Origin of the sequence: Borreliella americana (assembly GCF_021043605.1) — a bacterium.
Taxonomy (GTDB): Bacteria; Spirochaetota; Spirochaetia; order Borreliales; family Borreliaceae; genus Borreliella; species Borreliella americana.
Genome location: NZ_JAJNFB010000048.1, coordinates 1 through 1,719, shown reverse-complemented (window position 1 = coordinate 1,719; position 1,719 = coordinate 1). Strand labels below are relative to the sequence as shown.

The following is a 1,719-nucleotide window of genomic DNA, read 5'->3' as shown; positions in this document are numbered from 1 at the left end:
GCTTCCAAAAAGGCTTATTAAACCGACCTTAAAAGAAAAATTCGTTGGATATAATAAAGAAATTGTAGATGCAATAGAATTAAAAAAATCGAAAGAAAAAATTTTTGGAAGAGCTTGCAATATTACAAATCTCTGGTGCTCAGGAAATTAATACAACATATCAAACAAAAATAATCCACAAGAAAATATTCAAGCAAAAATAAGCTTCAGAAAAGATATGAAAACCTTAAAAATGAATTTACCAGGGATTGACAAAAGCCTTAAAGGGTATGGATACAAATATCAGAATTTCAATGAAATAGTAGAAGAAATTGAAAATGTTATTTATAAGCACAATTTAGAGCTTGATTTTGAGCAACATCCAATATCTAAATTTGTAGATGGTCAAAAAGAGCATGTTATTAGGACCACATTTTACAGTACAAGTACTGGATATGAATTTTCTTTTGATACACCAATGCTTACAGAAAACTTACAATGGAACAATGAAAGCGGGTCTAAAAATGTTGTAAATACAGTACCACAACTAGTTGGATCAGCTATTACTTATTTCAAAAGGTATGCTTTAGTTGCATGTCTTCATATAAAAAGCGAAGTGGATACTGATGCAGCACCTATTTACAATAATTATGAAAACGTAAATTCTATGTCTAACAAGCAAGTTAGTGTTAATCAAAAGCAAGAACAAAAAAGGGACCAAAAACAAGAGATTAATCAAATTCAGAAAAATAACACTATCCAAAACCAGAAAAGAGATATTTTAATGAAAGATAAAGAAGTTTATGATTTTTTTAAAAAAGATACCAAAAGAATATATTTTATTCTAGAGAAGTTAATTAAAGATAAAAAATATCTTGTCTGATCTTATTATTGTTATTGATTATGAAAATAATAGAAAATCTAAAAAGAAAAAAGTGAACTCTTGATTAAAATTATATAATATATTTGTATAGATTAATTATATTCTTATCTTAGAAAAGATACAATACAATAAGTTTGACGTAATAATAAAATACTTTTGTGAGATTAAATAAGTAATTTTTGACAGTAAAGGTGTGTTCGTGTATTCTGATAGACTATTTAATGTTTTCTAAGTTTTAAGATTTTTTTAAAGTTTTTGAAAGCTCTATCTAAAAAATAAAATCCTATCTATAAAACATATTGATTTACTATAGTTTAGAAAAAGAGTATACCATTGTAGTGGTGTGGTGGTATTGGAAATTTTGTGACTCACTCTACGTTGTGTTGTAAACATCTTAAATATTCATAACTAGGGAGCAACAACAGCAATTGGCTGTCTAGACCCCCCCAGCAGACTCACCAGCTGAAGCTCCTTTAATCGCAGTTGCAACTTTACTTAATCCCGCCTTAACGACATCATGCATAATTGCACCCAAAGCCTCAACTGCCTTACTAACACCATTCTGAGCAGCACTTTTCACCCCCGCTTTATTAGTTAATAATGAAAATAATTATGATGATTATAAAAAATATATAGGAAAAGCTTCCATGAATTCTGTAAAAGTAATAAAAAAATTAATTGAATTAATGTAATTTAATTAAGAACATGTCTAAAGTAGCGATGAATTATCAGATCAATTTTTGGGCAAGGTAGATTGTTTTTTTATAAAGTAGTCATGGATTAATAAAGTATATTCAATCGGCATTTTATATTCATTAAAAGCTATACCAATTGCAAAAGCAGCATTTCCATTGATG

Annotated in this window: 1 protein-coding gene and 1 pseudogene; one reads left to right on the top strand and one right to left on the bottom strand. The window is 28.0% G+C overall.

Going from position 1 to position 1,719, the window contains the following annotated elements:
* Positions 1-157 precede the first annotated feature (157 nt).
* Positions 158-814: pseudogene (locus LRB30_RS05760) on the top strand (ERF family protein); the annotation flags it as partial.
* Between the two features lie 484 nt (positions 815-1,298).
* On the opposite strand, the gene LRB30_RS05755 reads toward LRB30_RS05760, so the two are convergent.
* The gene (locus LRB30_RS05755) at positions 1,299-1,442 is read right to left on the bottom strand and encodes a hypothetical protein (protein ID WP_231014671.1); all 144 of its coding nucleotides are present in this window, start codon (positions 1,440-1,442) and stop codon (positions 1,299-1,301) included.
* Positions 1,443-1,719 lie beyond the last annotated feature (277 nt).